Source organism: Microbacterium sp. ZXX196, from assembly GCF_009709595.1.
GTDB lineage: Bacteria > Actinomycetota > Actinomycetes > Actinomycetales > Microbacteriaceae > Microbacterium > Microbacterium excoecariae.
This window is the reverse complement of sequence record NZ_WMEE01000002.1, coordinates 1-24,948: the sequence shown is the minus strand read 5'-3', so window position 1 is coordinate 24,948 and position 24,948 is coordinate 1. Positions and strand designations below refer to the sequence as shown.

The following is a 24,948-nucleotide window of genomic DNA, read 5'->3' as shown; positions in this document are numbered from 1 at the left end:
CGATTAGTCGAAGAGGATCACCTGGCGGACGGCCTTGCCATCCGCCAGGTCGTCCATGGCCGCGTTGACCTCGTCGAGGCGAATCCGGCGGCTAATGAGACGCTCGACCGGGAGGCGCCCGGCGCGCCACCACTCGGCGAACCTCGGGATGTCGCGAGCGGGGACGGCGGATCCGAGATAGCTGCCGATCACGGTTCGCGCCTCCGCTGTCAGCGTGAGCGGCGAGATCTCGGCGCGGGCGTCCGGGTGCGGCAGGCCGACCGTGACGGTGCGACCGCCCGGAGAGGTCGCCGCGAACGCCGTCTCGAAGGCGCGCGGATGACCCGCGCACTCGAGCGCGTGGTCCGCGCGGACACCGTCCGCGGCCACCTCGGCGGGGGTCAGTGCCAGGTCGGCGCCAAGCTCGCGCGCGAGCTGCAGCTTTTCGGGGACGGCGTCGACCGCGATCACCGGGCCTGTGCCCTCCGCCACCGCGGCAATCAGCGCGGACACGCCCACGCCTCCCAGGCCCACGATCATGACGGACTCTCCCTCAGCACGGGCGACGGCGTTGAGGAGCGCCCCGCCTCCCGTCAGCACGGCGCAGCCGAGCACGGCCGCGACCTCGGGCGGAACGTCGTCGCCCACCGGGACCAGGGAGGCGCGATCGACGACCGCGTGGGTCGCGAACCCCGACACCCCCAGGTGATGGGCGACGGGCTCGCCGTCGCGGCTCAACAAGGTGGATCCGTGCAACAGGGTCCCCGCGTTATTGCTCGCGGTCCCCCGCTCGCAGGGGAGCCGGCCGTCGGTGCGGCACCCCGCGCACTCTCCGCAGCGCGGTAGGAACGCCATCGTCACGCGTGTGCCGGGCGCCAGATCCGTGACGGCGACGCCGGTCGACACCACGCGGCCGGCGGCCTCGTGCCCCAGCAGCATCGGCGTCGGGCGCACGCGATTTCCATCGACGACGGACAGGTCGGAGTGACACAGGCCGGCCGCTTCGATGCGGACGAGGACCTCGGTCGGACCGGGCTCGCCGAGGTCGAGGTCCGACACGACCAACGGTGTGGTCGCCGCATACGGGCGGGCACGACCGATCTCTTCGAGCACGGCTCCGGTGATACGCATGGCGCCCTTCCTCCCTGACAGAGCGGGCCGCCGCTACGGGTGCCTCCTTGCGGTCCGCGTCGCTCAACTGACGAACAGACGCTATCCGGCCGAGCGCTCCCCGTTGATGTACAGCAAGCCATATGTGCGGAAGGATGATGTGCACCATGGACATGACGCCATCGCCGCCGCGGCGCTCACGCGAGGACCTGCTGGCAACGCTGCTCGACACCGCGACGGACATCCTCGCGCTCGACGACGTCGAGGATGTCCTGCAGGCAATCGTGCGCCGCACGCGCGCGCTCCTCGGCACCGACATGGCCTACATCAGCTTCACGGACGCTCGCAGCAACGAAACCTACATCCGACAAACGGACGGCGTGGCGACGCACGGCTACCGCACGCTCCGTCAGCCGCTCGGGACGGGGGTTCTCGGCCAGATCGCCCGGGGGATCGCGCCGGCCCAGACGCGCGACTACCTCGTGGACCCGCGCCTGAATCGCATCGATCGCATCGATCGCATCGTGCGCGAGGAGGGCGTGCGCGCGATCATGGGCGTCCCCCTCACGGTCGGCGGCCGGGCGCTCGGGGCGCTCGTCGTCGCTGAGCGCCAGCCGCGCGTCTTTACCCCGGAAGAGATCTCCGACGTGGACCTCCTTGGCAGGCACGCCGCAGTCGCCCTCGATCGGTCCATGCGCTTCGCCGAGCTCTCCCGCACGGCCGCCGACCTCGAGGCGGAGCGCGTGGAGCGCGCTCGTGAACTCGCCCTCATCACGGACATGCTGGCGCTCGACAGCGCGCTCATCGACGCGGTCACGGTGACACCGGCGCTGCCGCGGATCCTCGATGTCGGTCGCGGCGCGCTCGCCCGCGACCTCGAGGTCCGGGACGCGGCCGGGGCGCCGCTCGCCATGACCGGCATCGTCGCGCAGCCGACAATGATCGCGATCGCCGCGGGCGGCGAGAGCCTCGGGACGCTCCACGTCGACGGCGCACTCGACGACGCCGCGCGCTCACTTGCGGAGCGCGTCGCCGCATACGTGTCGCTCGCGCTGCTCCTGGAGCACGCCCGCGACGACGCCGAGCTGCGGTTACAGACGGAGGTGCTCGGCGACCTCCTCGCCCGACCGGATGCGCCGCACCCCCACGCGGCGAGGTGGCTGCGACGGTGGGGCATTCCGGCTGGCGCCGCGCTGCGGGTCGTCGTCGTGGACGCCCCGGCGGAGGGCCGGTCTGAGCGCGTCCACGCCCTCCGCGCGCTCGGCGCCGGTGCCGTCCTCCTCGCCGACCACGAGGACCACCTGTGCTTCGCGACGCCGGACGCCGACTGGGGCGAGCGCGCCGACGCGCTCTTCCGCGCGCACGGGTGGTCCCTCCGAGCCGGCGTCGGAGGGCCCGTGAACGACGTGCGCTTGCTCGCCGACGCGCATTCGCGGGCGCTCCTGGCGCACGGCTCGCTCGCCACGCTCGGGCGCGACGGGGTCGTCGACGCCGCGGAGCTCGGGATGCTCGCCGCGCTCCTCGACCTGTCGCGCCGCGGCGAGCTCCCCGCGAGCCTCACGGATCCCGTGCGACCGCTCCGCGACTACGACAGCGCGCGCGGAACCGCTCTCACGCGTACGGCCTTCCTCTTCCTCGAGTGCGACGGTCACGTGGCGCGCGTGGCCGAGCTGGCTCATGTCCACCGCAATACGGTCCGACAACGCCTCGAGCGCATCGGGTCGCTACTCGGGCCGGGCTGGGATGCGTCGCCGCGGAGGCTCGAGACACACCTCGCCTTGCGCGTCGTGATGGCGGGCGCGACATGACGCGTCAGGCCGACTTCTCGCCGTCCAGGATGATGAACAGGAAGATCGCGATGAACAGCACCTCGACCACGATCGCGCCGAGCATGCCGAAGCCGCCGGGCGACAGCTCGCCCCACCCGTTGCCCGCGAATCCCGACTCGTGCGCGGTCTCGAACCAGACCGCGCCCCGCCCGCGCGCGACACCCTCTCACCCCGGGGGTCACCCGGCCCGGCAAGCCCGGCGCGTGCGCGCTGCTGGCGGATCCGCGTCCATCGCCCCACGAAAAAACGGATGACCCCCCGGGGCCGGGGGTTCATCCGTTCACGATGTCCCGAGACATCACATGGCGGAGACGGGGGGATTTGAACCCCCGGTCGAGTTTTAGCCCGACCCTTCATTAGCAGTGAAGTCCGTTCGGCCGCTCCGGCACGTCTCCTTGTGCACGCTCGCGCGGGCACGTTCGTCCATCCTACCCGGTCGCACGACGCACGTCGAAACGGCGTGTCCGGCCGCGTGTCAGAACAGCGCGGACTGGTTCGAGCACAGCGCGTCGTCCGCGTTGGACCCGCTGAGGTTGCTCGGTAGCTCGACCGTCGCAGACTCCGTCGGCTCCGGCGACTGGGTCGGCGACGCCTCGATCTGCTCCGTCGGATCCGTCGTCTCCTCGGGCGCCGGCGTCTCCGTCGCGGTGTCCTCCTCCTCGAACACGATCGGCTCGTTGGCCTCGAGCGCGGCCGCGACCTGCGCCCACGCGGCCGTGTCCGGCGCGACCTTGTTCGTGTCGAGCGGGTAGTCGACGACCGGGAACTGGATGAACGCGTAGTCCGACAGCGGAACGCCGGCGACGGCGCTCGCGATCTGCACCATGGCCATCGGATCCGCCAGCCCCGTCGAGAGCGTCGCGTTGTCGACCACGGCGTTCGACAGCCGGAGCAGCGCGCCGACGTTCGACAGCGTCTCGTCGCTCACGAGCTTGCGCACGAGCGCCCCCATGTACACCTGCTGGTTGCTGATGCGCGACAGGTCGGATCCGTCGCCGACGCCGTGCCGCACGCGCAAGAACTGGAGGGCCTGCACGCCCTCGAGCGTGTAGTTGCCAGCGTCGAGCACGAGGCCCGTGTTCGTGGGGTCGTTAATGGGCTCCGCGACGCACACGTCGACGCCGCCGATCGCATCGGTGATGTCGATCACGCCGCCCCACGTCATCATCGCCGCGTGGTCGATCTCGAGCCCCGTGAGCTCCTCGGCCGTGTTGACGACGCACGGGAGGCCGCCCACGCCGTACGCCTCGTTGAAGGCCGCCACCGTCGCGGGCGAAGTCTCGTTGCCGTCCGCGTCTGTGCACGCGGGCCGCGACGTCATCATGTCGCGCGGGATGCTGATGACCGTCACGCTCCGCGGCTCGGCGGAGACGTGCAACACCATGTTCACGTCGTTGAGGATGCCGGAGTAGGAATCCTCCTGCGCGGCGGCCATCTCCTCCGTGCAGCGCCCGCCGAAGTAGTCCAGGTACTCGGCCTCGCACATGTCGACGCCCGTGATGAGGATGTTCACGTCCTCGTTCGGCAGCACCTCGACCGCCGGCGGCTCCGTGTCCTGCCCGTCGAGCGTGACGGCGTTGCTCTGCAGCGTGCTCGCGAAGTCGGTGTACGCGTAGGCGGCCACGCCCGCGACCGACACCATCACCGCCGAGACGACGAACGCGATCCCCTTGAGGGATCCGCTGATCAGCCCCGCAGAGCGCAACTTCGTGTGTCGGGCGACCGGCCCCCTTAGGCCGTGCTTCGGCGTCCTTGTCACGCGTGTCCTTTCTGGCGGACTGGCCCATCCAGCGGAGGGTGTGGGATTCGAACCCACGAAGCATTTCTGCTTGCTGGTTTTCAAGACCAGATCCTTCGGCCGCTCGGACAACCCTCCGTTGCCGGGAACATCCCGTCAACAGCGGTCGAGTCTAACCGAGGAAGTGATGCGTGATTGTTTCGCACCACGCTGAGCGCGCGGTAGGGGAAGCCGATGAACGCGGCCGATCAGCCCGCGAGTCCGAGGCGCGCGAACGCCTGCGCGACGCCGCCCTCGTGCACGTCGCCCGTGAGGAAGGATCCGCACTCCGCGACCTCGGGGACCGCCTGGCCCATCACGACGGCCGCGCCGCCCCCGTCGCGCGCCCACTCGAGCATCTGGATGTCGTTGCGCCCGTCGCCCATGACGACGACGCTCTCCCGCGGGACGCCGAGCATACCCCGCACCTGCTCGAGCGCGGTCGACTTGTCGATGCCCTGCGGCGCGATATCGAGCCACGCCGACCATCCCACGGCGTAGGACACCTGGTGCAGGCCCATCTCCTCGACAAAGTCGACGAATTGGCCGTTGTCGTGGTCGGGTGAGACGACCACGACGCGCGTGACCTCGTGCTCCTTCATCTCGGCGATCGTCGCCTGGCGGGCGTTCGGCCGCGACAGGTCCCAGTCGTCCATGAAGCTCGTGAACAGCCGCGTCCCGTCGCCGAGCTCCACCATGTAATTCGCGTCCGGCAGGTGCTGCTCGAGGTGCGTGAGCACCTCGGCCGGCTGGAAGGTCTCGATCGTGTGGCGGCGGTACCCGGTCTCCTCCGCCGGGTCGCGCTCCATGATCGTGGCCCCGTTCGCCGAGACGACGAACTCCGGGTCGAGCCCGAGGCGGACGAGCACGGGGTGCGTCGCCTCCCAGCTGCGACCGGTCGCGAGGGTCACGATGTGCCCGCGCCAAACGGCCTCCGAGACGGCGGACTCAACGCCGGGGCTGAAGGACTCGTCCTCGAGCAGGACGGTCCCGTCGATGTCGAGCGCGACGAGACGGGCGCCCGCCCGCTCCGTCATCGGGACGGGGGCCGCGCCCGCCTCGGGCGACGTCATGCGATCGGCTCCATGACCTCGAGCCCGCCGAGGTAGGGGCGCAGCGGCTCCGGGACCCACACGGATCCGTCCGCGCGCTGGTGCGTCTCGAGGAGCGCCACGATCCAGCGGGTCGTCGCGAGCGTGCCGTTCAGCGTCGCCACGGGCTGCGTGCGGCCGCCCTCCTCGGGGCGGTGGCGGACGTCGAGGCGGCGCGCCTGGTAGGTCGTGCAGTTCGAGGTCGAGGTCAGCTCACGGTAGGCGCCCTGCGTGGGCACCCAGGCCTCCGTGTCGTACTTGCGGGCCGCGCTCGAGCCGAGGTCGCCCGCGGCGACGTCGATGACCCGGTAGGCGAGCCCAAGCGACCCGAGCATCTTCTCCTCGAGCGCGAGCAGGCGCTCGTGCTCGGCCTCGGCCTGGTCGGGGCGGCAGTAGACGAACATCTCCAGCTTGTTGAACTGGTGCACGCGGATGATCCCGCGGGTGTCCTTGCCGTGCGAGCCCGCCTCGCGGCGGTAGCACGTCGACCAGCCCGCGTACTTCACGGATCCGCTCTCGGGGAAGGTGAGGATCTCGTCGGAGTGGTAGCCGGCGAGCGCGACCTCGCTCGTGCCCACGAGGTACAGGTCGTCCTCGGCGAGGTGGTAGATCTCGTCGGCGTGCGCGCCGAGGAAGCCCGTGCCGGCCATGATGTCGGGCCGCACGAGGGTCGGGGTGATCATCGGCGTGAAGTCGTTCTCGAGCGCCGTGTTCAGCGCGTAGTTCATGAGCGCGAGCTCGAGCCGGGCGCCGATGCCCTTGAGGAAGTAGAAGCGGGCCCCGGACACCTTGGCGCCGCGCTCCATATCGATCGCGCCGAGCATCTCGCCGAGCTCCAGGTGATCGCGCGGCGCGAAGTCGAAGGTCGGAATCTCACCGACCTCGCGCAGCGTGACGAAGTTCTCCTCGCCGCCGGCGGGGACGCCGTCGATCACGACGTTCTGGATCTTGTCGATCGCCCCGCGGTACGCGGCCTCCGCGTCCTGCGATGCCGCCTGTGCATCCTTCACGCGGTGGGCGAGCATCTTGGCCTCGGCCACGAGCGCCGGCTTGTCCTCCTTCGGCGCCTTCGCGACCTGCTTGCCGAACGCATTCTGCTCGGCGCGCAGCTCCTCGAACGCCGTGAGCGACAGGCGGCGCGTTGCCTCCGCGGCGAGCGCGTCGTCGACGACGTCGGGCGAACCGCCGCGCGCAATCTGCGAGCGCTTGACGGCCTCAGGATTTTCGCGGAGCAGCACGGGATCAATCACGCGCCAAGTCTATGCGGGCGCGGGGCGCGGCCGCGCGGCCGCCCCTGGCGATCGCCCTAGAGTGGGCCCATGGACGATCGGGCCAGGGTCACCGACCGCGCCGCGCTCGTGGTAAACCCCATCAAGGTGCGCAGCGTCCCCGCGCTTGCGGCATCCGTCCGGGCGGCGTCGACGCGGGCGGGGTGGGCGGATCCGCTGATCCTCGAGACGACGGTGGCCGACGCGGGGCAGGCCGCGGCGGCGGAGGCGCTCGGCGCGGGCGCGACGTCGGTGCTCGTCGCGGGCGGCGACGGGACGGTGCGCGCGGTCGCGGAGGCGATGCGCGGATCCGGCGTGCCGCTCGCGATCGTGCCGAGCGGCACCGGGAACCTCCTCGCCCGAAACCTGCGCCTTCCCCTCGACCGCATGGATCCGATGGTCGAGGCCGCGTTCTCGGGGGACGCACTCGCGGTGGACATCGGCGTCGCGACCCTCACCCGCGCGGACGGGGCGCGCGAATCGCACGCGTTCGTCGTGATGGCGGGTATGGGGCTCGACGCCGCCATGATCGCGCACACGAACCCGCGCATGAAGCGCCAGCTCGGGTGGGTGGCGTACGTGGACGGGGCCGCCCGCTCGCTGCCGCGCGCCGCGCCGTTCCGGATGGCCTACCAGTTCGACGGCCACGGCCTGCACTCCGCGAAGGCCTACAGCGTGCTGTTCGCGAACTGCGGCGCGCTCCCCGCCGGCATCGATCTCGTCCCAGGCGCGCGGGTCGACGACGGCCTGCTCGACGTCGCGCTGATTCAGCCGACGGGGCTGTTCGGCTGGCTCGGCGTGTGGCGCAAGCTGTGGTGGGACAACTCCGTCCTCCGGCGAACCCGCCTCGGCAGGCGGGTCGTGGCGCGCACCCGCAACCAGTCGATCCGCTATCTCTCGGGCACAGGCGTGGAGGCCGGCGCCCCGGATCTCGTCCCCGTCGAGCTCGACGGGGACGAGTTCGGGCGCGCGGAGCGGATCCGCTGCGAAATCGACCGCGGGGGCCTCGTCGTCGCGGTGCCGGCGGGGCACTCCCTCGCTACTGCAACGCGCTCGTGAGGCGCGCGAGGTTGTCGAGCGCACGCGAGCGGAGCGGCTGCTGGAGCCACTCGTCGAGCGTGAGCTCGCGGCTGTGCTCGCGGTACGCGTCCTCCACGCGACGCACCTGACTCACGAATTCGGCGCCACGGATGAGCAGCGACACCTCGAAGTTCAGGCCGAAGGAGCGCATGTCCATGTTGCTCGAGCCGATCACGGCGGTCTCCGAGTCGATCGACAGCGCCTTGGTGTGGAGGATGTACGGCGGCTCGTACATCCAGATGCGCACGCCCATCCGGAGCAGGTCCTCGTAGTAGCTGCGCTGCGCGTGGTACACCATCGCCTGGTCGCTGATCTCGCTCACGAAGAGCTCGACCTGCACGCCTCGCGCGCACGCGGCGGCGACCGCGCGCAAGAGCGCCTCGTCGGGGACGAAGTACGGGCTGATCATGATCGCCTTGTCCTGCGCCGCGTACAGCAGGCTAAGGAACAGGTGGAGGTTGTTCTCGCTGTCGAAGCCGGGGCCCGAGGGCACGACCTGGCAATCGAAGTCGTCGGATCCGGGCTTCTCCTCCGAGAGGTCGATGCCCTCGGGAATCGTCCCCGTCTCGCTGTAGTAGTCGGTGAGGAACACCGCGTCCACCGACCGCACGACCGGGCCGTCGAGCCGCACCATGAGGTCCATCCACTGCAGGCCGCGACGGATGTTCCTTGGGACGTTGTAGGACGGATCCGTGAGGTTCTGGGATCCGATGAACGCCACGTCCCCGTCGACGACGACGAGCTTGCGGTGGTTGCGCAGGTCGGGCCGCTGGAACTTCTTTTGGAGCGGCTGCAGCGGAAGCAGCAGGTGCCAGTCTGCCCCGATGCGCTCGAGCCGCTCCTTCGTCGCGCTGTGGAGGGGCTTGGACAGGTTCGCCCAGTGGTCCATGAGCACCCGCACGGCGACGCCGCGCTGGACCGCGTCCTCCAGCGCCTGGAAGAAGCCCTCCGTGGCCGCATCGGCCTTCAGGATGTAGAACTCGACGTGGACGTAGCGCTTCGCGCCCCGGATCGCCTCCGCCATCGTGTCGAGGCTCTCCTGATACTCGGAGATCAGCTGCGCGCCGTTATCCCCGGACAGCGGGAGCGCGCCGAGGTCGCGGTTCATCCTCACGATCGGCTCGAACCACTCGGGCGGGTTCGGCAGCAGCGTCCCCAACTCGAGATGCTCGTTGGCGTCGCGCAGAAACTCGTTCACCTCGGCCTGCACGTCGCGCCGCTTCTTGGGCAGGCGCGGGTTGCCGATGAGCAGGAAGAACAGCACTCCCGGAATGGGGAAGAAGAAGATCAGCAGCAGCCAAGCCATCGCCGACGTCGGACGCCGCCCGGGCGGGACGAAGAACACCGCGGCGACGCGAATGATGACGTCGAGGGCGACGACGAACACCGTCCACGCGCTCGACCAGGTCAACCACTCCATGTCTTCCTCTCCCGGCGAGCCTCGCCCGCAGGCTCAGCATATTGCCGGACGGGTCCGACACCCGCTCAGGCGCGGGGGGAATCGTTCGGCGCGGACAGCCCGCGGCGAGCGCGCTCCTCGGCCTCGATCTCCGAGTAGACCCGGCGCTCGGTGCGGTCGAAGCGCAGGATGTTTCGCAGGACCCAGAAGAACAGGACGGCGATCACGATCGTCGGTGCGAGCGACCATGCTGCCGCGGTCCAGAAGTCGTCCATGTCGCCGATTCTACTGCGCGCCGTCCCGCGAGAGCCCTGGTAGCGCGGCCTCGTCCACAGGCAGAATTCGCGCCCGCGCCCTGTGCATGACGCCCGCCCCGCCCCGCGCCGCCGCGACGATCGTGGGCATGACCCATACGATCTCCCGCTCCTTCGTCCCCACGCTCCTGGCCGCCGTGCCTTCCGCCCTCGGTTTCCACCCGCGCGACAGCGTCGTCATCGCGCCGCTCGTCGGGCACGAGACCCGCGGATTCCTGCGGCTGGACCTCCCCGGCCCGGTCGACCTCGACGCCGTCGCCGCGACGGCCGTGGGACACGTGTGCCGCGTCGCGGAGGCCGACGCGATGATCGTCATCGTGTACACGGACGCGCCCCTCCGCGACGGCGACGGGCTCGCGTACGACGCCTTCGTCGCCGCGATCGGCGAGCGCGCCGACGCGTGCGGCCTGGGCGTGATGGGCGAGCTGTGCGTCGCGAACGACGGGTGGGCCCCCTACGACGATCCCGCCCCGCGGCCGCTCGTGGAGATCGCGGGCGACCGCCCGGCCGCAGCCAGCCAGCACGAAGGCACGACCATCCCGCCCGGACCGCTCCTCGAGCGCACCGAGGCCCGGCAGCGGCACGCGCGCCTCGGCCTCCTCGGGGATCCGTTTCTTCTGACGGAGCCGGGCGAGGATCCGGACCTCGCGATGCTGGTTCGCGCGCCGCACGACCTGTTCGAGAGCGCGTTCGCGGGCGAGCCGCCCGCCCCGCGGAGGGCCGCGCTCTGGCACTGGGTGCTCGCCTCCCCCGCGCTCCGCGACATCGTGCTGACGCAGTGGGCGGGCGGGCGCGCCGAGGCCGTGCGCACGTTCGCGTGGCAACGCGCGTGGCACGAGGGCGCCCCCGAGGCGCCGACGTTTCCGCTGCGCCTGGGCGGCGAGGGCCGACGGCCGGACGCGCGCCGACTCCGCGCGGCGCTCGGCTTCGCGCGCGAGCTCACGGCCCTCGCCGACGGAGCCCCGCGCGGCGCGTGCCTCGTCGCGTGCGCCTGGCTCTCGTGGGCGCTCGGGGCGAGCACGCACGCCGCGGCCTACGCCGAGCAGGCGCTCGCCGAGGATCCGCTCCTCAGCCTCGCCGACCTCATCCTGCGCATGACCGACGGCGGGATGCTGCCGGAGTGGGTCTATGCCGAGGACGGCACGGCGCGGGACGCGCTGTGAGCGCGCTACTTCACGAGGGGGAAGAGGATCGTCTCGCGGATCCCGAGCCCGGTGATCGCCATGAGCAGGCGGTCCACGCCCATGCCCATTCCGCCTGTCGGCGGCATCCCGTGCTCGAGCGCGCGCAAGAAGTCCTCGTCGATGCGCATCGCCTCGTCGTCGCCGCGGTCCGCAAGCTTCGCCTGCTCCACGAATCGCTCGCGCTGAATGACCGGGTCCACGAGTTCCGAGTACCCCGTCGCGAGCTCGAACCCGTCGACGTAGAGATCCCACTTCTCGACCACGCCGGGAATCGAGCGGTGCTCGCGCACGAGCGGGCTCGTGTCCACGGGGAAGTCCATGACGAACGTCGGCGCGGTCAGGTGCGCCTTGACGAAGTGCTCCCACAGCTCCTCGACGAGCTTGCCGTGCGTCGCGTGCGGCGGCACGTCGACCGCGTTCTTCTCGGCGAGCGCGACGAGCGCGGGAAGCGGCGTCTCCGGGGTGATCTCCACACCGGCCGCCTCCGACAGCGAGGGGTACATCGAGATGCGCGCCCAGTCGCCCCCGAGGTCGTGCTGCGTGCCGTCGGCCCACGTGACCGTCGTGGATCCGGACACGGCGACGGCCGCGTTCTGGATCAGGCGCTGCGTCAGGTCGGCGATGCCGTTGTAGTCGCTGTAGGCGCGATAGGCCTCGACCATCGCGAACTCGGGGCTGTGCGTCGAGTCGGCGCCCTCGTTGCGGAAGTTGCGGTTGATCTCGAAGACCCGGTCGATGCCGCCGACCACCGCCCGCTTGAGGTAGAGCTCGGGCGCGATGCGCAGGTAGAGCTCCGTGTCGAAGGCGTTCGAGTGCGTCACGAACGGCCGCGCCGTCGCGCCTCCGGGCTGCACCTGCAGCATCGGCGTCTCGACCTCGAGGAAGTCGTCGGCGTCGAAGGTCTCGCGCAGGCTGCGCATGGTCGTCGCCCGGGCCCGCACCGTCTCGCGCGCCTGATCGCGCACGAGGAGGTCGAGGTAGCGCTGGCGCACGCGCGATTCCTCGCTGAGGTCGGCGTACATGTTCGGCAGCGGCATGACGGCCTTCGCCGCGATCTGCCACTCGTCGACCATGATCGACAGCTCGCCGCGGCGGCTCGAGATGATCTCGCCGGAGACGAAGACGTGATCGCCGAGGTCGACGAGCTCCTTCCACGCGGCGAGGCGCTCGTCGCCCACCTTCGCGAGCGACACCATCGCCTGGATCCGGGATCCGTCGCCCGACTGCAGAGACGCGAAGCAGAGTTTGCCCGTGTTACGGCTGAATACCACGCGCCCGGCCACGCCGGCCGTCACGCCGGTCTCGGCGCCCGACTCCAGCTCGCCATACTCCGCGCGCAGCTGCGGGATCGTCGCCGTGACGGGGACGGTGACGGGATACGCCCCGCCCGCGGCCGACGCGCGCTCGCCGATCAGGCGCTCCCGCTTCGCCAGACGCACGGCCTTCTGCTCGAAGATGTCCTCTTCCGGCGCGGCGGTCGTCTCGGGGGTATCAGGCATGCGGGAGATCCTCGGGGTGAAGCGGGAAACGTCGCTCACAGTCTAGTGATCCGGCCCGGGCGCTCGCTGACCGCGGGCGGGCGACTACGCGCCGTCGTCCGGCGGCAGATCCGGGATCGCGGGGCTCGCCTCGGCGAGCGCCTGGTCGACGGTCGAGCGCACGAGGGACGACAGGAACCCGCCCGGGTTCTCGACGCCGATCCCCCGCAGGATCCCCGTCGCCTGGTGCACGATCTGGCGCGAGAAGGCGCTGGCCGTCTCGATCGCCTCCGCGTAGGAGGCCCGGTCCTCCTCGGCGACCACGACCGGCTCACACCCCAGCTCGACGGCGAGAGCCTGGGCGATCGGGAGGACCGGCGCGGGCGCCGAGACCGCCGCGTACGTCGCCGCGAGCTGGCGCAGGTCGATCGAGGTGCCGGTGAACGCCATCGCGGGATGCACGGCGAGCGGGATCGCGCCGCGCTCGGCGGCGGGACGCAGGACCTCAATGCCGAAAGCCGCGTCCGTGTGCAGCACGAGCTGCCCCATCTGCCAGTGGCCGGCCTGGGCGAGGCCGGCCACGAGGCCCGGCAGCTCCTCGCGCGGAACCGCCAGGACGACGAGCTCGCTCCGGCGCAGGACCTCGGGAGTCGTGAGGACAGGGACGCCGGGCAGGATCGCGCCGGCGCGGTCGTCGTCCGCCCCGGAGGTGATCCCCGTGATCTGGTGGCCGGCGCCGGCGAGCGCCGCGCCGATGACAGGGCCGACCCGGCCCGCTCCGACGATTCCGACGCCCAGACGGCCCTCGCGCTGCATCCCCCCAGCGTCGCACACGCGCGGGCGCTACGAGGTCGGCTGCTCAGCCGCCCAGCGGTGCGAGTGGTCGGCGGCGGCCGCGGCGAGCGCGCCGCGCGTAACGACCTCCGCGAGCCGCAGCGCCTCGTCGCGATCGAGCGCGCTCAGGGATCCGGAAATCGGCCCGGGCACGACGTGGACCCGCAGCCCGGAGAGGCGGGCCGCGCGCGCAAGCGGGCCCTGCCGCAGCGAGACGCCTTGCAGGCGCGCGAGCGGGAAGATCGCGAGGCGCCGGACGAGCCGGCCGCGGCGCAGCAGCACGGCGAACGCCGTCACGCGCACGCCGAGGCGCCGGCGCTGAATCGGGTGCCACACGACGCCGCGCGGCGCGACGGTCGTGAACGGATCCGCCTCGCGGGGGCCCTCGACGCCGTCCTCCCAGGTCATGGTGGCGTCGCGCTCGGGGGCGTCGGGCACCAGCAGCGCGAGCACGCGATCGACGTCGGCGCGGGTGCCCACCGGCAGGACGATCGCGGCCGCCTGCGCCCCGCTCGAGTTCTGCTGCGACGCGCTCGTCCCGCCCAGGCGATTGATGCGAACGGTCCACCAGCCGAAGGGGCGCCAGAGGATGCTCTGCGAGATCTCGACCGCGTGCACGCGGCCCGGCGGGATCGTGCGCGTGACCGTCGTGAGGAGGCCGTTCGAGACGCGCACCCCATCGGGCGTCGGCGCGATTTGATAGCGGAAGCCCTTCTGGAGCGCGCTCCCGACGACCGCGATCGTCGCGAAAAGGATCGGCACGCCGGATCCGATCGCCGCGCCGGCGAGAATCAACCATTTGTCCGGCCCGTCCTCGAACACCAGGATCGGCGCCACGACGAACGCCCCGATCAAGACGAGGAAGAACAGCAGCCACACGGCGCCCGTGATCGCCTGCGATCCGATCAGCCGCCCGACGGGGATCCGCACGACGCTCTCGGGGACCACGTCGTCGCGGTCGACGCCCTCGATGAGGTGGGCGACGCCCTCGCTCACGGCCCGCGCAATGCCCGGATCCGCGCCCGGCTCGCGCTGACGCGCCTCGTCGCGCGCCCGCCGCGCCCCCGAGGCGAGCCGCAGGATGTCCGCGCGCACCTGCTCGGCGCGGGCCGTCGCGAGGAACTCGAGCGCCACGTCCGCGCCGGAACCCGCGCCCTCGAGCGTGAGCTTGGCCATGCCGAGCAGCCGCGCGGGGAACGGGCGCGTGAGGTTCACGCCCTGCACGCGGTCGAGGGGCGCGCGGCGCTGCGAACGGAAGATCATGCCCTTGCGGACCTCCACGTTCTCGCCCGTAATGCGGAACTGGTGGAACCGCCACACCGCCCAGTACCCCGCGACAACAAGCACGACGACGCCGAACACGGCCGCGATGGCGGCCGCGACGAGCCCGTGCCCGACGGTCCAGTCGATCGCCCAGGAGACCGGGTCGTCGGAATCGACGTCCATGCCGCGCACATCCTCCGGCCCGAACAGGCCGACGGCGAGGTAGATCAGGCGATCGCGCATGTTCGCGATCAGGATGCCGACGACAACCACGAGCACGAGGCCGCCCTTGAACAGGGGCGTGAGGGGGTGCATGCGGTGCCACGCGCCGTCGGCGAGCGACGAGGATCCCCCCTCGGGCAGCACCGGCCGCGCGCCGCCTGCCGACACGGTCACAAGCCCGTCCTCCGGGTCTCGGCGACCTCAATGAGCGTGTCCCGCAGCGCCTCGGCCGCCGGCTGCGACAGCCCCGGGATTTCGACGCCCGTCGTCGCGGCCGCCGTGACCATCTTGAGCTTGGAGATCCCGAACAGGCGATCGAGCGGGCCGTGCGTGATGTCGATCAACTGCATCCGGCCATACGGCACCGCGACCATGCGCTGCCACAGGATCCCCTTGCGAAACACGATGTCGTCACCCCGCAGCATGTATCCGAGCGCGCGCGCCTGGCGCGGCATGATGACGAGACTCACGAGCTGGAACGCGAGCAACGCCCCCGCACCGATCCACACCCAGGGCTGCTCGAGCAGGGCGTGCGCGACGGCGGCGGCCACCGCGACGGCCACGAGCCCGAGGCCTTCCTGGACGAACTGGGAGGCGACGTACTTCGGCGAGATCTGGTGCCAGGTCCCGTCGAGGGCGAGCCCCGCCCCGCGCGGCTCGATGAGCTCCTCATACGTCCCCTCGTCGAGCTCGGGCGGCGCCGGAATCGGCGGGCGCGGCTTGGCCATGACGGGGTCCGTCGGATCGTCGGGGGCGGGCGGGGCCGCGCCGTCGACCGGCCCCGCCGCGTCGCCCTCCCCCGCGGCGGGCGGGGGCTCGTGCGGCGCCGACGCGCCCGCAGCGGGCGGGGCCGGGACGGGGAACGCCGAGGGCTCCCGGCCCGGGACGCCGTCGTCAGAACTCGGGCTCGGCGGAGTCGGATTCGCGGTCATCGGGATCCTTCGGAAGGGTGCAGAGGTACTCGGCGATCACCGCAAGGACGACGAGGACGGCTCCCCCGATCGCCGTGGCGATCACCGGCGCCATCGACCCTATCCCGGGGACGACCGGCCGGGTGAGGAGGAAGAGGATCAGGCCCGCCGCCGCCCCCGCGACGAGCGCCCCGACCATGCTCGAGGCCTTCGCCAGCACCGCGATGCGGACGGCGCGAAATGGATCCACGCGCGGCGCCTTCGGCGACGTGACGGCGCGCCGCACGCTCCAGGCGAAACCCACGCATGCCGCGCCGAGCAGCACGAGGAGGATCGGGAGCATCACCGACGGAGAGAAGGTCGACCGCCCCGCGCTCACCAGCGTCAGATCGAGGACATATCCCGCGACGATCCCACCGGCCGCGCACGCCACGAGCGTGACGGCCGAGGTCCGCCTCACGCGTCACCCCGCAGCGCCGCGAGCAGATCGGCCACGCGCCCCCGGCCCGGGAGCACCGCGTCCGGATCCGCCTCGGCCCAGGGGCCGAGCACGAAGTCGCGCTCGTGCGCGCGCGGGTGCGGCAGCGTCAGCCGGGGGTCGTCGCTCTCGATCTCCCCGTACGCGACGAGGTCGAGGTCGAGCGTGCGATCGCCCCACCGCTCGCGCCTGACGCGCCCGTGACGGGTCTCGATCGCCTGCAGGAACGTGAGGAGCACGTGCGGCGCGAGCCGGGTGTCGAGGAGGGCCACCGCGTTGAGATAGCCGGGCTTCGTCGGATCCGGGCCGTCGAGCGTCACCGCGACCGAGGCGATCGGATCCGAGCACACGACGCGGTCCGTCAGGGGAAGCGCGGATAGCTCGGCGACCGCTTCCCGGAGCGTCGCGGAGGTATCGCCGAGGTTCGCGCCGAGCGCGACGACGGCGCGCGCCGGCACCGCGGGACGCGGGGTGGGTGCGGCGCCCGCGCCGCCCGCGAGCAGGCGGCTCACGCGCGCTCCCGGTGGACGGTGACCGAGACGTCGGAGAACGCGACCGCGATCGGCGCGTGCGGCTTGTGCACCGTGACCGCCACGCGCGCCACGCGCACGTCAGCCAACACCTCGTCCGCGATCCGGTGCGCGAGGGTCTCGATCAGGTCCACGGGCTCGCCCGCGACGATCGCGGCGACGCGCTCGGCGAGCTCCCCGTAGTGCACGGTGTCGGCGACGTCGTCCGAGGCCGCCGCCGGGCGGGTGTCGAGCGCGAGGCGCAGGTCGATCGTGAAGTCCTGCCCATCCCGGCGCTCGTGCGCGAACACGCCGTGGTGCCCGAACACCGTGAGCCCGCGGAGGTCGATCGTGTCGAGGCTCGTCATGCGCCATCCCATTCGTCGAGAACCGCGAGCGCGTCGCGCGTCGCCGCGGCGTCGTGCACCCGGACCCCCCAGGCGCCCGCGCGCTGCGCGAGCACGCTCGTCACGGCCGTGGCGGCATCGCGCCGCGCGCGCGAGGCGTCCTCCCCGAGCGCGCTCGCGAGAAAGCGCTTGCGCGAGGTGCCGACGAGCACAGGGAACCCCAGCTCCACGACGGCGCCCAGCCCCTTCAGCACGCGCCAGTTCTGCGGCCCGGCCTTCGCGAACCCGACGCCCGGATCCAGGAGGATCCGGCGCTCCGGGACCCCCGCGGCGAGCGCCCGCTCCACGCGCTGCGAGAGTTCGCCCGCTACCTCGGCCGCGACGTCGGAGTACTCGGCGCGCGCGTACATGTCGGCCGAGGGCCCGCGCCAGTGCCCGACGATGAAGGCGGCGTCCGTACCCGCCACGGCGTCGGCCATGCCTGCGTCCGCGAGGCCGCCCGAGACGTCGTTGATGTAGCCCGCGCCCGCCGCCGCCGCGCGCCGCGCGACGTCCGCGCGATAGGTGTCGACGCTCACGACGTGGCCCGCGGCCGCGAGCCGCTCGACGACCGGCAGAATCCGGCGCAGCTCCTCCTCGGTGCCCACGGGCTCGGATCCGGGCCGCGTCGACTCCCCTCCGACGTCGAGGATCGTGGCGCCATCGGCGGCGAGGCGCGCGCCGTGGGCGACCGCCTGCTCGACCCCGAAGTGCTCGCCGCCGTCGCTGAACGAGTCGGGCGTGACGTTCACGACGCCCATGATCTCGATCACGCGTCGCGCCCCGCGACGCCCGGATCCGCCTCGGTCGCGCGGTTCTGCACGCCGATGATGATGTACGCCGCCATCTCGGCGCGGGCCGCCTCGCTCGCGAGCTCTCCGCGCGCCGCGATCGTCACGGTCGACGCGCCGGGGCGACGGGCGCCGCGCGCCGTGAGGCACCGGTGTTCGGCGTCGAGCATGACGAAGACGCCGCGCGCGCCGACGCCCTGCTCGATGGCCTCGGCGACCTGCTCGCCGAGGCGCTCCTGCACCTGCGGACGGGCCGCCGCGATGTCGAGGACCTTGGCGAGGGATCCGAGGCCCACGACCGTGTCCCCCGGCAGGTACGCGATGTGCGCGCGCCCCTCGAACGGCAGGAGGTGGTGCTCGCAGGTCGAACGGAACAGCACGTCGCGCACGAGCACGGCCCCCGTGGGGACCGTGTCCGGCGCGGGCCCGCGGGACACGTCGATCGCGTGCGCAAGGGGGGCGCGCGGGTCCGCGTCGATGCCGGCGTAGAACTCCGCGGCGGCCTGCGCGACGCGCTCCGGGGTCTCCCGGAGGCCGGGGCGATCCGGATCCTCGCCGATCGCGAGAAGCAGCTCGCGGGTCAGCCAGGCGACGCGCTGCGTGTCGACGGCCATCACACCTCCCGGTTACGCGGTCGCGGGGCGGGCAGATCCGCCCGGCGCGGGGCGCCCCTGCGCCTCGGCGCCGGAGCCGTCCGCATCGGCGTGCGCCAGGCCCGCGTCGGCGGGGTTCGGGGCGGGCGGGACGGGGATCGGGGGCTGCGCGGAGACGGGGCGGTCGTCGCTCGAGAGCCACTGCGGGCGCTCGGGCAGCTTCTCCACGTCGCGGAAGATCTCCGCGATCTGGCGGTGGTCGAGCGTCTCCTTCTCGAGCAGCTCGCCCGCGAGGCGGTCGAGCACCGAGCGGTTGGCGTTGAGCACCCGGTAGGCCTCGTCGTGGGCCTGCTCAATGAGGCCGCGGACCTGACGGTCGATGCGCTCGGCCATCGTGTCCGAGTAGTCGCGCCCATGACCCATGTCGCGGCCCATGAACACCTCGCCCGAGGAGCCGGCAAGCTTGACCGGGCCGATGTCGCTCGTCATGCCGTACTCGGTGACCATGCGGCGCGCGATGTCCGTCGCCTTCTCGATGTCGTTGGACGCGCCCGTGGTCGGATCGTGGAAGACGATCTCCTCGGCGACGCGGCCGCCCATCGCGTACGTCAGCTGGTCCTGAAGCTCGTTGCGGGTCACGGAGTACTTGTCGTCGACCGGCAGCACCATCGTGTAACCGAGCGCCTTGCCGCGCGGGAGGATCGTGATCTTCGTCACCGGATCCGTGTGGTTCATCGCCGCCGCGGCGAGGGCGTGCCCGCCCTCGTGGTACGCCGTGATGAGCTTCTCCTTGTCCTTCATCACGCGGGTGCGGCGCTGGGGCCCGGCGATCACGCGATCGATCGCCTCGTCGAGGGCACGGTTGTCGATGAGCTGCGCGTCCGAGCGCGCCGTGAGGAGCGCGGCCTCGTTGAGAACGTTGGCGAGATCGGCGCCCGAGAAGCCGGGCGTCTTGCGCGCGACGTCCTCGAGGTCGACGCTCTCGGCGAGCGGCTTCCCGCGGCCGTGGACGCCGAGGATCTGCAGGCGGCCCTTCATGTCCGGGGCGTCGACGCCGATCTGGCGGTCGAAGCGGCCGGGGCGCAGGAGCGCGGGGTCGAGGATGTCGGGGCGGTTCGTCGCGGCGATGACGATGACGTTCGCCTTGGGGTCGAACCCGTCCATCTCGACGAGCATCTGGTTGAGCGTCTGCTCGCGCTCGTCGTGCCCGCCGCCCATGCCGGCGCCGCGGTGGCGACCGACCGCGTCGATCTCGTCAATGAAGATGATCGCGGGCGAATTCTCCTTCGCCTGGCTGAAGAGGTCGCGCACGCGGCTCGCGCCGACGCCGACGAACATCTCCACGAAATCGGATCCCGAGATCGGGTAGAACGGCACGCCCGCCTCGCCGGCGACGGCGCGGGCGAGGAGCGTCTTGCCCGTCCCGGGAGGGCCGTACAGCAGGACGCCCTTGGGGATCCGCGCCCCGAGCGCCTGGAACTTGGACGGATCCGCGAGGAACTCCTTGATCTCGTGGAGCTCCTCCACCGCCTCGTCGGCACCCGCGACGTCGGCGAAGGTGACCTCGGGGTGCTCCTTCGTGACGTTCTTCGCGCGGGACTTCCCGAACTGGGCGATCTTGCCGCCCCCCTGCGCGTTCGAGAGCAGGAACCAGAACAGGAGCCCGAGCAGGAGGATCGGGAGCATGATCGACAGGAGGCTGCCAAAGAAGGACGCCTGCGGCACCGCGTCGTCATAGCCGTCGGCGGGCTCGGCGGCCGCGACCGCCTCGACGACCTCCTCCGCGCGCGCCGAGACGTAATAGAACTGGACGCTCGACGCGCCCTCGTACTCGTCCGCGAGGGTCAGGTCGACGCGCTGGTCGCCGTCCGTGATGAGCACCTCGCTCGCGCGCCCGTCCTCGAGGAGCTGCAGCCCCTCCTGCGTCGTGACCTGCCTCGGGCCGCTGAAGCTCGTGAACAGCGAGAACCCCGCGATCAGGACGACCGCGATCAGCAGCACATACACCAGCGGGTGGCGGAAGATCTTCTTGGCGTTCATAAGTGCGGGGCGTCCCGCCTCCTCCTGACGGTCGACGCGCAGGGCCCGGCCCGGCGCGGATCGTCTCAGGCTACCGGCCCGTGGTTATGGGCGCTCTGTGATTCGCCCTGGGCGGAACGGCGCGGGTCAGGAGTACACGTGCGGCGCGAGGACGGCCACATCGCGGAGGCCGCGGTAGCGCTCGGCGTAGTCGAGGCCGTATCCCACGACGAAGTCGTTCGGGATGTCGAATCCGACGTAGCGGCTGTCGATCGTGACCTTCATCGCATCCGGCTTGCGGAAGGCCGTGAGGACCTCGATCGATGCCGCGCCGCGCGTGGCGAAGTGGTCCATCAGCCAGTGCAGGGTGAGCCCCGAGTCGATGATGTCCTCGACGATGAGCACGTGCTTGCCCTCGAGGGGGGTGTCGAGGTCCTTGCGGATCTGGACGACGCCGCTCGATTTGGTGGAGGATCCGTAGCTCGACACGGCCATCCAGTCCATGGGGGCGTCGATCGTGAGGCGGCGCGCGAAGTCGGCCATGACCATGATCGCGCCCTTGAGCACGCCCACGAGGAGGATGTCCTTGCCCGCATAGTCGGCGTCGACCCGCGCCGCGAGCTCGTCGAGCTTGGCGTGGATCTCCTCCTCCGTGACGAGAACGCGGTCGAGGTCGTCCGAAATGTCTGCGGCGCGCATGTCCTCAGCCTAGGCGCTCGCGCGGGAGGGCACATCCCGCGCGCCGCGGGCCGCGATGACGACGAGCCCCCCGTGGCGCGTGGCGCGGCACCCGGGTAGGTCGATCGGACCCTGGCCCGCCCAGTCGGTCGCGAGGCGCGCGACCTCAAGCGTCTGCGCGCGCGTGAGGCTCGCGCCGAACTCGCTGGCGACGACGTGCCGCACGATGCGGTGGCGCAGGGCCGGCGGGTTGGCCGCGAGCGCGGCGGCCGACACCGCGATGCCGGCCTCGGCGGGCTCGACGATGTCCTCGATGATCTCGTCGATCATGTCCGCGAACGCCTGCGTGTCCTCGCGCAGCTGCTCCGCGGTCCGGGCGAGGGCCTCGGCGATGCCAGGGCCGAGCTCCCGCTCGAGCACGGGCAGCACCCTCTCGCGGACGCGCACGCGGGTAAAGCGCGGATCCGCGTTGTGCGGATCCGTCCACGGCGCAAGGCCCGAGGCGGTGCAGAAGGCGCGCGTGTCGCCCCGGCGCAGCTCCAGCAGGGGGCGGATCCACGCGAGCCCGCCGTCGTCGACGCGGTGCGGCGACATGCCTTGCAGGCTCCCGGCACCGGATCCGCGTGCCAGGCCCAGCAGCACCGTCTCGGCCTGGTCGTCGAGGGTGTGACCGAGGAGAACAGCGGCCGCGCCCTCCTCGCGCGCGGCGCGGGTCAGCGCCCGGTACCGGGCCGCGCGGGCCGCGGCCTCCGGGCCGTCGTCGTCCCCCACCTCGACTCGGAGGACCCGGGCGTCGCGGACGCCCACCGAGCGCGCCGCGTCGGCGGCGCGGCCGGCGACCTCCGCGGATCCGTCCTGCAGCCCGTGGTCGATCGTGGCGGTGACGACCTCGACGCCGGCCGCGGCGGCCTCGTGCGCGGCCGCCGCCGCGAGCGCGAGGGAATCGGCCCCGCCCGAGAGCGCGACGAGGACCGTCGCTCCGGATCCGCGCCAGGGCACAAGCGCGCGGCGGACGGCGAGGCGGACGGCGGCGATGGCGGGATCGAGCACGGGTCCACGGTAATCGCTTCCGCGATTGTCACCGCCAGCGATTAGGGTGTGAGGCGTCCCTCACCCCGGATTCAAGGAGCAGCACAGGTATGGGCGCGTACGACGCAGTCATCGAGATCCCGCGCGGGAGCCGCGTGAAGTACGAGGTCGACCACGGCACGGGCCGCGTGTTCCTGGACCGCGTGCTGTACACGACGTTCGGTTACCCGTCCGACTACGGGTTCTTCGAGAACACGCTTGGCGAGGACGGCGACCCGCTCGACGTCCTCGTGATCATGGACCACTCGGTCTTCCCGGGCGTCGGAGCGAAGGTCCGCCCCGTCGGCGTGCTAAAGATGAGCGACGAGGCCGGCGGCGACGACAAGGTCATCGCGGTGCTCGCGAAGGACCCGCGCTGGGAGCACATCCAGGACGTCGGGGACCTCCAGGAGTACACCCGCAAGGAGATCGCGCACTTCTTCGAGCACTACAAGGACCTCGAGCCGAACAAGTGGGTCAAGGTCGACGAGTGGGCGGGCGCCGCCGAGGCCGAGCGCCTCGTCGAGGAGGCCTTCGCGCGCTTCGAGGCCGCCGAGCACGAGACGCGCACGCAGGGCGAGGGCGAGTTCCCCGACACCCGCAACTAACGCGACGTACGCGAGAGGCCCCGGTTCATCCCGAACCGGGGCCTCTCGCGTGGGCGGGGTCAGACGGAGATGCCGCGCGCGCCCATGAACGTCGTGGGGTTGACCGTCGCGCCACCGACGTAGACCTCGAAGTGCACGTGGCAGCCGAACGAGTTGCCGGTATTGCCCTCGTACGCGATCGTCTGGCCGGCCGATACCTGCTGGCCGTAGCCGACGAGGATGCCGCCGTTGACGATGTGCGCGTACCCCGTGGCGACGCCGCCGCCGTGGTCGATGCGGACGTAGTTTCCGTAGCCGCCGTAGTAGCCGGCGTACACGACGGTGCCACTGGTCGCGGCGTAGATGCCCGCGCCGCACCCGGCCGCGAGGTCGACGCCCTCGTGGAAGCTCGACGAGCAGTAGCTCTCGCCGCAGATCTGCGAGCGATACCCGTAGCCCGCGGTCTGGTATCCCGAGCTCGGGCGCGCCCACCCGCTGGAGGCGGATCCGCCGCCCGAGGATCCGCTGGATCCGCTGGATCCGCTCGATCCGCTGGATCCGCTCGAACCGGAGGAAGAACCTCCGCTCGGCTGCGCGGCGGCGGCAGCCGCTGCGGCCTCAGCGGCGCGACGCTCGGCCTCCCGCTGGCGGCGCTCCTCCGCGAGGCGGGCCTGTTCGGCCTCGTAGGCCTTCCGCTGTTCCACGCCGTCCTGGTACGACGAGACCGTCTTGGAGGTCGTGTCCTTCAGCGCCGCGAGCTGCTGCTCGAGCGTGATGAGGTGCTCCTCCTGGTCGGCGAGCGCCTGCTCGGCCGCGGCCTGCGCCTCCTGGGCGGCGACCATCTTCTCTTCGGCGATCTTCTGAAGCCGGTCGCGCTCCTTGCGCGCCTCCTCCGCCTGGTCGCTGAGGGCCTGCGCGGAATCGCGCGCCGCGATCGCGTCGGCGTAGATGGAGTCGTTGCGCTGGGCGAGCTTGTCCATCTGCCCGAGCTTCGACAGCAGCTCGTCCGCGTCGCCGGAGGACTCCGCGAACAGTAGCTCGTACGGCGTGTTCTCCCCGCCCGAGCGCGCGAGCTGGGACGCGACCTTCGCCGCGGCGTCCGCGGCCTCGGTGGCCCGCTCGGCCTCCTCGTCGGCCTGGCCCTGCAGCTGCTCGACGCGATAGGCCGCTTCGTTGAGATCCTGCTGCGCCTGGAAGTATTCGTCGGCCGCCTTCTCCGCCTCGGCCTGGGCGGCCGCGACGGCGGACTTCAGCTGCGCGATCTGACCCTCGATGCGCGAGACCTGGGCGGCCTTGTCGCTCTCGTTCTGTCGAGCCTTCTCGACGTCATCCCACGAGGGGTAGTCGGAGGGGTCGTAGGTGACGGCCGACGCCGAGGATGCGCCGCGGATCGCGCCGAAGGTTCCGAGCGCGGCGACGCCGAGCGCGCCCACGGCGAGCGCGGAGCGCCTCGTGACGGGGCCCCAGAGGGCTCGCCTCTCCTCGGCGGTGGGGGCGCAGTCGCAGTCCTCCACGGACGCGCGCGCGGACACTTCGGGGGGCATAGTCACATCCGTCACAGTAACAACACACAACACATACGCAACAGATTCCGGGGCGGATCCGCCGCGTTCGAACACCCGGGACCACCCATTCTGACCCGGCGACACGCCCGAGACACGCGGGGCGCGCCAGGATTTTGCGAATCGATCCCGCCCATGCGTAAGATTTAACAGTTGGCGCGAGAGCCTCCGGGTTCGCCACACGGCCCCATCGTTTAGCGGCCTAGGACGCTGGCCTTTCACGCCGGTAGCACGGGTTCGAATCCCGTTGGGGTCACACGACCTGATATAATTGAATATTGTGCATCAGCACATCTGGCCCTGTAGCGCAGTTGGTTAGCGTGCCGCCCTGTCACGGCGGAGGTCGCGGGTTCAAGTCCCGTCAGGGTCGCTCCAAGCGACGGGCCTTCTTTCGGGAAGGCTCTTCGTGTAGGACGCGGCAAATGTGCCGTGCGGCTCTGTAGCTCAGTTGGTAGAGCGTTCGACTGAAAATCGAAAGGTCACCGGATCGACGCCGGTCGGAGCCACAAGAAACCCCCGCCTAGTCGGGGGTTTTCTC

General features: G+C 71.6%; 23 protein-coding genes and 5 tRNA genes. 7 read left to right on the top strand and 21 right to left on the bottom strand.

Annotated features, from left to right (window positions below; translation table 11 throughout):
• Nucleotides 1-3: 3 nt before the first annotated feature.
• Complete coding sequence (locus tag GJQ66_RS01745) at nt 4-1,110, bottom strand: alcohol dehydrogenase catalytic domain-containing protein (RefSeq protein ID WP_155047646.1); 1,107 nt, start codon at nt 1,108-1,110, stop codon at nt 4-6.
• A gap of 146 nt (nt 1,111-1,256) precedes the next feature.
• Between GJQ66_RS01745 and GJQ66_RS01740 the strand changes: the two genes are divergently transcribed.
• Complete coding sequence (locus tag GJQ66_RS01740; RefSeq protein WP_196215775.1) at nt 1,257-2,897, top strand: GAF domain-containing protein; 1,641 nt, start codon at nt 1,257-1,259, stop codon at nt 2,895-2,897.
• A gap of 324 nt (nt 2,898-3,221) precedes the next feature.
• On the opposite strand, the gene GJQ66_RS01735 is transcribed toward GJQ66_RS01740, so the two are convergent.
• From GJQ66_RS01735 to serS, 5 genes are all read right to left on the bottom strand, one after another.
• Nucleotides 3,222-3,313 (bottom strand) — tRNA-Ser (locus GJQ66_RS01735).
• An 80-nt stretch (nt 3,314-3,393) separates the two neighbouring features.
• Complete coding sequence (locus GJQ66_RS01730; protein ID WP_155047644.1) at nt 3,394-4,623, bottom strand: LCP family protein; 1,230 nt, start codon at nt 4,621-4,623, stop codon at nt 3,394-3,396.
• 86 nt (nt 4,624-4,709) lie between these two features.
• Nucleotides 4,710-4,794, bottom strand: a tRNA-Ser gene (locus GJQ66_RS01725).
• Nucleotides 4,795-4,904: 110 nt separating this feature from the next.
• Nucleotides 4,905-5,768: an HAD-IIB family hydrolase gene (locus tag GJQ66_RS01720; protein ID WP_230379226.1), complete on the bottom strand. Its 864-nt coding sequence runs from the start codon at nt 5,766-5,768 to the stop codon at nt 4,905-4,907.
• Nucleotides 5,765-7,036 carry a serine--tRNA ligase gene (gene serS / locus GJQ66_RS01715; RefSeq protein ID WP_368732546.1) on the bottom strand — a complete coding sequence of 424 codons (1,272 nt, stop codon included), beginning with the start codon at nt 7,034-7,036 and terminating at the stop codon, nt 5,765-5,767. The genes GJQ66_RS01720 and serS overlap by 4 nt, the downstream gene beginning before the upstream one ends.
• Before the next feature lie 69 nt (nt 7,037-7,105).
• On the opposite strand from serS, the gene GJQ66_RS01710 reads away from it, so the two are divergent.
• Entirely contained in the window at nt 7,106-8,113 is a 1,008-nt protein-coding gene (locus tag GJQ66_RS01710) for a diacylglycerol kinase family protein (RefSeq protein ID WP_155047643.1), read from the top strand.
• On the opposite strand, the gene cls is transcribed toward GJQ66_RS01710, so the two are convergent.
• Entirely contained in the window at nt 8,094-9,554 is a 1,461-nt protein-coding gene (gene cls, locus GJQ66_RS01705; RefSeq protein ID WP_155047642.1) for a cardiolipin synthase, read from the bottom strand. The genes GJQ66_RS01710 and cls overlap by 20 nt on opposite strands.
• Nucleotides 9,555-9,619: 65 nt before the next feature.
• Nucleotides 9,620-9,808 carry a hypothetical protein gene (locus tag GJQ66_RS01700; protein WP_155047641.1) on the bottom strand — a complete coding sequence of 63 codons (189 nt, stop codon included), beginning with the start codon at nt 9,806-9,808 and terminating at the stop codon, nt 9,620-9,622.
• Nucleotides 9,809-9,936: 128 nt separating this feature from the next.
• On the opposite strand from GJQ66_RS01700, the gene GJQ66_RS01695 reads away from it, so the two are divergent.
• The gene (locus GJQ66_RS01695) at nt 9,937-11,010 is read left to right on the top strand and encodes a DUF4192 family protein (RefSeq protein WP_196215774.1); all 1,074 of its coding nucleotides are present in this window, start codon (nt 9,937-9,939) and stop codon (nt 11,008-11,010) included.
• A gap of 5 nt (nt 11,011-11,015) precedes the next feature.
• On the opposite strand, the gene lysS is transcribed toward GJQ66_RS01695, so the two are convergent.
• The 12 genes from lysS to tilS form a co-directional block, all read right to left on the bottom strand.
• On the bottom strand, nt 11,016-12,530 hold the full coding sequence (gene lysS / locus GJQ66_RS01690) for a lysine--tRNA ligase (protein WP_155047639.1): 1,515 nt from the start codon (nt 12,528-12,530) through the stop codon (nt 11,016-11,018).
• 84 nt (nt 12,531-12,614) lie between these two features.
• Nucleotides 12,615-13,325 (bottom strand): Rossmann-like and DUF2520 domain-containing protein, encoded by a 711-nt coding sequence (locus GJQ66_RS01685; RefSeq protein WP_155047638.1) that lies wholly within the window; start codon nt 13,323-13,325, stop codon nt 12,615-12,617.
• Between the two features lie 27 nt (nt 13,326-13,352).
• A complete protein-coding gene (locus GJQ66_RS01680) occupies nt 13,353-15,002 on the bottom strand; it encodes a PH domain-containing protein (protein ID WP_368732545.1) in 1,650 nt (549 codons plus the stop codon).
• Complete coding sequence (locus GJQ66_RS01675; RefSeq protein WP_155047885.1) at nt 14,999-15,556, bottom strand: PH domain-containing protein; 558 nt, start codon at nt 15,554-15,556, stop codon at nt 14,999-15,001. The genes GJQ66_RS01680 and GJQ66_RS01675 overlap by 4 nt, the downstream gene beginning before the upstream one ends.
• Before the next feature lie 166 nt (nt 15,557-15,722).
• Complete coding sequence (locus GJQ66_RS01670) at nt 15,723-16,199, bottom strand: DUF3180 domain-containing protein (protein ID WP_368732544.1); 477 nt, start codon at nt 16,197-16,199, stop codon at nt 15,723-15,725.
• Entirely contained in the window at nt 16,196-16,720 is a 525-nt protein-coding gene (gene folK, locus GJQ66_RS01665; protein ID WP_155047884.1) for a 2-amino-4-hydroxy-6-hydroxymethyldihydropteridine diphosphokinase, read from the bottom strand. Before folK ends, GJQ66_RS01670 begins: the two co-directional genes overlap by 4 nt.
• A 5-nt stretch (nt 16,721-16,725) precedes the next feature.
• Nucleotides 16,726-17,094: a dihydroneopterin aldolase gene (gene folB / locus GJQ66_RS01660; protein WP_155047637.1), complete on the bottom strand. Its 369-nt coding sequence runs from the start codon at nt 17,092-17,094 to the stop codon at nt 16,726-16,728.
• Nucleotides 17,091-17,885: a dihydropteroate synthase gene (gene folP, locus GJQ66_RS01655; RefSeq protein WP_368732543.1), complete on the bottom strand. Its 795-nt coding sequence runs from the start codon at nt 17,883-17,885 to the stop codon at nt 17,091-17,093. The genes folB and folP overlap by 4 nt, the downstream gene beginning before the upstream one ends.
• The gene (gene folE / locus GJQ66_RS01650; protein ID WP_155047636.1) at nt 17,882-18,517 is read right to left on the bottom strand and encodes a GTP cyclohydrolase I; all 636 of its coding nucleotides are present in this window, start codon (nt 18,515-18,517) and stop codon (nt 17,882-17,884) included. The genes folP and folE overlap by 4 nt, the downstream gene beginning before the upstream one ends.
• Before the next feature lie 12 nt (nt 18,518-18,529).
• Nucleotides 18,530-20,536: an ATP-dependent zinc metalloprotease FtsH gene (gene ftsH / locus GJQ66_RS01645; RefSeq protein WP_155047635.1), complete on the bottom strand. Its 2,007-nt coding sequence runs from the start codon at nt 20,534-20,536 to the stop codon at nt 18,530-18,532.
• A gap of 126 nt (nt 20,537-20,662) precedes the next feature.
• Nucleotides 20,663-21,214 carry a hypoxanthine phosphoribosyltransferase gene (hpt, locus tag GJQ66_RS01640; protein ID WP_155047634.1) on the bottom strand — a complete coding sequence of 184 codons (552 nt, stop codon included), beginning with the start codon at nt 21,212-21,214 and terminating at the stop codon, nt 20,663-20,665.
• Between the two features lie 9 nt (nt 21,215-21,223).
• Nucleotides 21,224-22,243: a tRNA lysidine(34) synthetase TilS gene (tilS, locus tag GJQ66_RS01635; RefSeq protein ID WP_368732542.1), complete on the bottom strand. Its 1,020-nt coding sequence runs from the start codon at nt 22,241-22,243 to the stop codon at nt 21,224-21,226.
• 89 nt (nt 22,244-22,332) lie between these two features.
• Between tilS and GJQ66_RS01630 the strand changes: the two genes are divergently transcribed.
• Nucleotides 22,333-22,869 (top strand): inorganic diphosphatase, encoded by a 537-nt coding sequence (locus tag GJQ66_RS01630; protein ID WP_155047633.1) that lies wholly within the window; start codon nt 22,333-22,335, stop codon nt 22,867-22,869.
• Between the two features lie 59 nt (nt 22,870-22,928).
• Here GJQ66_RS01630 and GJQ66_RS01625 read toward each other — a convergent pair whose 3' ends face one another.
• A complete protein-coding gene (locus tag GJQ66_RS01625) occupies nt 22,929-24,392 on the bottom strand; it encodes a M23 family metallopeptidase (protein WP_155047632.1) in 1,464 nt (487 codons plus the stop codon).
• Between the two features lie 201 nt (nt 24,393-24,593).
• Here GJQ66_RS01625 and GJQ66_RS01620 point away from each other — a divergent pair.
• The 3 genes from GJQ66_RS01620 (at nt 24,594) to GJQ66_RS01610 (ending at nt 24,916) form a co-directional block, all read left to right on the top strand.
• A tRNA-Glu gene (locus GJQ66_RS01620) sits at nt 24,594-24,666 on the top strand.
• Nucleotides 24,667-24,706: 40 nt separating this feature from the next.
• A tRNA-Asp gene (locus GJQ66_RS01615) sits at nt 24,707-24,780 on the top strand.
• 63 nt (nt 24,781-24,843) lie between these two features.
• A tRNA-Phe gene (locus tag GJQ66_RS01610) sits at nt 24,844-24,916 on the top strand.
• The last annotated feature ends 32 nt before the right edge of the window (nt 24,917-24,948 follow it).

Bases quoted from the DNA above. Each gene is read 5' to 3' on its own strand.
- GJQ66_RS01745 (WP_155047646.1), bottom strand. From the start codon at position 1,110: ATGCGTATCACCGGAGCCGTGCTCGAAGAGATCGGTCGTGCCCGCCCG.
- GJQ66_RS01740 (WP_196215775.1), top strand. From the start codon at position 1,257: ATGGACATGACGCCATCGCCGCCGCGGCGCTCACGCGAGGACCTGCTG.
- GJQ66_RS01720 (WP_230379226.1), bottom strand. From the start codon at position 5,768: ATGACGTCGCCCGAGGCGGGCGCGGCCCCCGTCCCGATGACGGAGCGG.
- GJQ66_RS01710 (WP_155047643.1), top strand. From the start codon at position 7,106: ATGGACGATCGGGCCAGGGTCACCGACCGCGCCGCGCTCGTGGTAAAC.
- cls (WP_155047642.1), bottom strand. From the start codon at position 9,554: ATGGAGTGGTTGACCTGGTCGAGCGCGTGGACGGTGTTCGTCGTCGCC.
- GJQ66_RS01700 (WP_155047641.1), bottom strand. From the start codon at position 9,808: ATGGACGACTTCTGGACCGCGGCAGCATGGTCGCTCGCACCGACGATC.
- GJQ66_RS01695 (WP_196215774.1), top strand. From the start codon at position 9,937: ATGACCCATACGATCTCCCGCTCCTTCGTCCCCACGCTCCTGGCCGCC.
- lysS (WP_155047639.1), bottom strand. From the start codon at position 12,530: ATGCCTGATACCCCCGAGACGACCGCCGCGCCGGAAGAGGACATCTTC.
- GJQ66_RS01685 (WP_155047638.1), bottom strand. From the start codon at position 13,325: ATGCAGCGCGAGGGCCGTCTGGGCGTCGGAATCGTCGGAGCGGGCCGG.
- GJQ66_RS01675 (WP_155047885.1), bottom strand. From the start codon at position 15,556: ATGGCCAAGCCGCGCCCGCCGATTCCGGCGCCGCCCGAGCTCGACGAG.
- folB (WP_155047637.1), bottom strand. From the start codon at position 17,094: ATGACGAGCCTCGACACGATCGACCTCCGCGGGCTCACGGTGTTCGGG.
- folE (WP_155047636.1), bottom strand. From the start codon at position 18,517: ATGGCCGTCGACACGCAGCGCGTCGCCTGGCTGACCCGCGAGCTGCTT.
- ftsH (WP_155047635.1), bottom strand. From the start codon at position 20,536: ATGAACGCCAAGAAGATCTTCCGCCACCCGCTGGTGTATGTGCTGCTG.
- hpt (WP_155047634.1), bottom strand. From the start codon at position 21,214: ATGCGCGCCGCAGACATTTCGGACGACCTCGACCGCGTTCTCGTCACG.
- GJQ66_RS01630 (WP_155047633.1), top strand. From the start codon at position 22,333: ATGGGCGCGTACGACGCAGTCATCGAGATCCCGCGCGGGAGCCGCGTG.
- GJQ66_RS01625 (WP_155047632.1), bottom strand. From the start codon at position 24,392: ATGCCCCCCGAAGTGTCCGCGCGCGCGTCCGTGGAGGACTGCGACTGC.